Consider the following 4362-nt stretch of genomic DNA (forward strand, 5'->3'; position numbering starts at 1 on the left):
CCCGATTAGCTTTTGACCGCTTGGCTTTTTCCGGAACGTTTTCTTGCTCGTGAATGAGAGGTTGGTTTTCTGATGATATCGCGTTTTGCTCTGATTGGCTCTCAACAGCATCAACCTCGATTGGCTCGTGAACCAAATCGGTGATTTCTAAATCTTCAAAATCAATTTCTTTTTTTGATAAAACGATAGTTTTATTTTTTTTTATATATATTATTCTTATTCTGGTTCTTTATAGCTAGATTTTGCTTGTCGTTTGCTTCAGCAAAAAAAACGTTTTGCTTATCTTTTGCTTCAGCAAAATTATTAATATGTTGTTTTATATTATTTTTTGCTTTTGCACCTTTTTTACCAGCCTCACTACGAACTTGCGATATGTGCTCTTTTTTATCAGAAAAATCTTTTAGCTCTTCTTCAACGCGCGTATTCCACAATCCATTATCTGTCTCAATAACTTTATCATTCCTCATTAAATATTCGACGATAGTTGCGAATTTTTTTCGTGAACAATGACAAACGCGTGCAAGCGTTTGAAAATCTGTTTTAAGTGGTTCTTTTTTTTCATACATGTAAACGAGAAGGGTTATATAAACGCCCCGTTGTTCCAACGTCATCCCATCTGTACCACTTATCCAGTCATACAAATGAAATCTTATCCACGGCATACCATTAGACATGCGCATCCCCTTCTTTCATTAAATATAAAATTGCCAAAGCATCTGCTTCGTTGTCGTCACAAGGCGCGTGACCTTTTGCACGCATTGCCTTAATCAATTCTGCTTTTGAGGCATTTCCTTTGCCTGTCATTGCTTTCTTAATCGTACCAACGGGAATGCCTTCATACGGTATCTGATGATGTTCACACCAAGCTGTTAGAGTTGCCAGAAAGCCCCCATAAACATGAGAAGAGTCTGTACCCACATGCCGACGTACCTCTTCAAAATACACCGCATCAATTTCATCAACAGATCTCTTTAGTTCAGAAAGCCATTTCTTAAAGCGCAAGTAACGCATCCCACCGCCTTCAAAACGGCGTGATTGAAAATATTCTGTATCACTTGTGATAAAACCATCTGCATCACGAAGCGCCCAGCCAGTCTTAGTGCCTAGATCAAGACAGAGAATGGTTTGTGCATTAGTGATCATAATCTCCCCTTAAGGCTCTACGTATTTATATGTGTGCTATGACAGAGCGCGTTGTGATTGCTTGTCTTGAAAAAATATTTTTGAAAAAGTACCCTCCCAATGATTCTAAAAAAGTGGGGAGGGGAAAGATGCAAGAATGGATAAAGATATTTCTTACAGGTTTTTTGTCATTTATCGGATCTCTTTCAGTAGCGGTTATTTTAAGAAATAAAGACCGTAAAGAAGCAGCCAAAATCCGCAAAGATGATTTAGAAAAAGCTGCAAAAAAACGAGAAGAAGATAAAGAATGGATAAGCAAGCAATTTGCAGAAAGCCAGGAACAAACGATAGCCCTTAAAGAGCAAGCGATATCGACAAAAGATCTTGCCAAATGGTCAGAAGAACATATTAAAATTTTGTTAGATAACAAAAGAGTAGAGGATTTAGGAACGCCACCTTCCATATATACAACTGGACCCCATTTGCCAACAAAAGGCAAGTGGACGCTTCTTTGTTTAAAGATAAAAAACAATGCACAAACTGTCATCCACGTTTTAAATATAAAGCTAAAAGATGGTCCTCGCTTTATTCTTGGATATGGCATTAGATACAAACCAGAAACAAGATTGTGGCAAATGCAATCACCATATGTTAATCCTGATGCCAGACCAACGTCACACCCAATATCATCCGGATACTGTGAGAAAGCAAAGGATTTTCGAACGGGACAAGAAATCGATGTTAATATTTCTATAGCTCCCTCAGAAGATAAGTACACAGGAATCCTTATTTTTGTAGCAGCGCGTGAAGAAGATATAAAAGCCCAAGTTACTTTAATCATTACTCATACATCCCCATTGAAACCAGAAACAACAATGACTGTAACGACACAAACCGACCTCATAGACTTTAAAAAATTGCATTAACTCACTTAGGCAAACATTTTTATGCTATGATTTATTAATTTGATTTCTTTTTTTGATAACTTCATCCCTTAAGAGATCAAGCCTTAAGAGATCAAGCTTATCTTTGACTAAGATCATAAACAAGATCAGCTCATTTAAGCGATAAAAAGATAACAACTCTTGAGAAAAATAATTATCAAACCAAGTTGTAAAAACTTGCGTAAACGCAGATGAAAACCATTGATTAAAATCATCGTACGGCAATAACGGAAAATAATTTCTATCATCACGCGCAAAGATACTATACAGCATATAGACAAAATAACCTGTCGATGAGGGATCTATTCTTGTTTCAAAAGATGCATCTTGAGGCGAACGGACACCATAATATATGGTTGCCTCTCCAATATTATTAACAAGATCAATCAACTGGACCTTGCTTATAGTGATATGTGGGACATCTATCATCTCTGATCTTTCTTCTTTAAGAGTGTGAAGGGTGCTGTTGTGACAGAGCGCGTTGTGATTGCTTGTCTTGCAAAAATGTTTTTGAAAAAGGAACCTCGCAATGATTCATTGTTAATTAACAATCCTCATTTGTGGCTCAAATGACGCAAGTTAAAAAAGTTCTCCTGCGAAAATAAAATCTCTCAATTTTGGTTCTTCTTTTTTGTTAATTAAGCAAATGATTTTATTATTTAATTTATCAATTAGCTCCATTTGTGAAGCCAACTTTAATCTTTGTTCATACAGGGTCTTATTTTTTTGCTTAATTAAAGAGGATAGGTTTTCAAGTACTACTTGCTGTTGTTCAATTGACTTATCTCGCTCTGCAAGAGTTGCTTCATGCCATCTCATCCAACTATCAAATTTTGACTTATGCCATTCTTCTCGTTTTTTAAGAATTGTTGTGTGAGTTTCGTGTCGTTTCACAAGATCTTCTACGCTACAGTCACGACATGGTACTTTTCTCCATTCTTCCACCAATCTATTTCCATTCTTCATTTTCGTATTACAACCTATTAATCTACAAAACTGGGTGTAGATCTTCTTCAATATTCCGTTTCTCATGATCTTTCTTCTTTAAGCCTGTGAATTATGCTGTGGGTGTTTGTTGTTATCTGTAGAAGCAGCAATAAAAGCAGGCATAGAGCTAGAACCATCTTTCAACTTTTGTAGCTTGAGATAATTTATTACGGAAATCGATCCTCTTTTTTCCCACTTACAAACAGCGGCTTGAGTTACACCAAGCGTTTTAGCCATTTCTGATTGTGTCCAATTAAATTTGACTCGTATTGACTTAGTCAAATTTTTAAAATCTTCTCGTTGATCCATTTACAAGCTCCAATTACAGCTTTGTCTTATTTTATTCATATAATTATAGTTATATAAAGTCAATGAAAATTATCTTTATCAACGATAAAAAAATAAGGTAAGCAGAAGTATGAGTAATAAATCTAATATCATAAGCACACTAAAAAAGATTTTGACTGAGTTTAACTTAACGCAAGAAGATGTGGCCAAGCGGCTAAATGTAACGCAAGCTTCAGTGTCTAAGTGGTTAAAAGATTCTGATCCGCGCGGTTCTAATCGGGATGCTATTTTAGAATTATATAAAGAATTAACAGGAGATAATCACTTAACAACTTTTGTTCCTCTTATGGGCTATATCGGAGCAGGAACGCAGATAGATCCAAGCTTTGAACAAATTCCAGAAGATGGTCTTGAACAAGTAGAAATTCCTTTTGCTTTACCTGATGATATGATTGCTTTTGAAGTTAAAGGAGACTCCATGCTTCCAGCTTATAAAGATGGAGATATGGTTATTGTAAGACGGCGCCAAATCAAAACGATAGAATCCTTCTTTGGCAAAGAAGCCGTTATTCTCACACATGATAATAAAAGATATATAAAGAAGATTAGCAGAGGAATGAATGGTGAGATAGATTTGCTTTCTTGGAATGCACTCCCCATTAAAAATGTTAAAATTGTATGGATTGGGGAAATCTTTGCTATCTTGCCAACGGATTCTTACAGTAAAATGATTCGATCTTATCGCTAATTATCGCTATATTAAAAAGCACTTTTCTCTTCTTATTTTACAATATGTTATAATAATTTTTACAAAAAAATATAATTTTTTATAATTTTTTGCTTGCTAATTTATAATTATAGTTATATAAATATATTATAAATTAACACAAACAATCGCCAAGGGGTGTTAGGGAGGAGAAATTATGGATAAGCCAATTCTTATTAATTCCAATGAAATTTTATTAGTTGTCTATGATGATGATCAAAACATTGGTCGGTCGGGACCACTGGATGAAAGCCA

6 protein-coding genes and 1 pseudogene are annotated in these 4362 nt (G+C 35.2%); 2 read left to right on the forward strand and 5 right to left on the reverse strand.

Annotation, left to right across the window (positions count from 1 at the left end; translation table 11 throughout):
• Both ACFIO5_RS09240 and ACFIO5_RS09245 read right to left on the reverse strand, forming a co-directional pair.
• Window positions 1-674: pseudogene (locus ACFIO5_RS09240) on the reverse strand (DUF1376 domain-containing protein); the annotation flags it as partial.
• Window positions 667-1143: a crossover junction endodeoxyribonuclease RuvC gene (locus ACFIO5_RS09245; RefSeq protein ID WP_375633204.1), complete on the reverse strand. Its 477-nt coding sequence runs from the start codon at window positions 1141-1143 to the stop codon at window positions 667-669. The gene ACFIO5_RS09245 and the pseudogene ACFIO5_RS09240, both read right to left, overlap by 8 nt.
• Before the next feature lie 29 nt (window positions 1144-1172).
• On the opposite strand from ACFIO5_RS09245, the gene ACFIO5_RS09250 reads away from it, so the two are divergent.
• Entirely contained in the window at window positions 1173-2048 is an 876-nt protein-coding gene (locus ACFIO5_RS09250) for a hypothetical protein (protein WP_375642943.1), read from the forward strand.
• A 24-nt stretch (window positions 2049-2072) separates the two neighbouring features.
• Here the strand turns inward: ACFIO5_RS09250 and ACFIO5_RS09255 are convergent, their stop codons facing one another.
• From ACFIO5_RS09255 to ACFIO5_RS09265, 3 genes are all read right to left on the reverse strand, one after another.
• Window positions 2073-2495: a hypothetical protein gene (locus tag ACFIO5_RS09255; protein WP_375633202.1), complete on the reverse strand. Its 423-nt coding sequence runs from the start codon at window positions 2493-2495 to the stop codon at window positions 2073-2075.
• Window positions 2496-2645: 150 nt separating this feature from the next.
• The gene (locus tag ACFIO5_RS09260; protein WP_375633201.1) at window positions 2646-3098 is read right to left on the reverse strand and encodes a hypothetical protein; all 453 of its coding nucleotides are present in this window, start codon (window positions 3096-3098) and stop codon (window positions 2646-2648) included.
• A 12-nt stretch (window positions 3099-3110) separates the two neighbouring features.
• Complete coding sequence (locus ACFIO5_RS09265) at window positions 3111-3362, reverse strand: helix-turn-helix transcriptional regulator (RefSeq protein ID WP_375633200.1); 252 nt, start codon at window positions 3360-3362, stop codon at window positions 3111-3113.
• A gap of 109 nt (window positions 3363-3471) precedes the next feature.
• On the opposite strand from ACFIO5_RS09265, the gene ACFIO5_RS09270 reads away from it, so the two are divergent.
• Window positions 3472-4089, forward strand: coding sequence for a S24 family peptidase (locus ACFIO5_RS09270; protein ID WP_375637151.1), 618 nt, complete (start codon window positions 3472-3474; stop codon window positions 4087-4089).
• The last annotated feature ends 273 nt before the right edge of the window (window positions 4090-4362 follow it).

This window comes from Bartonella sp. AA86SXKL (assembly GCF_042196885.1).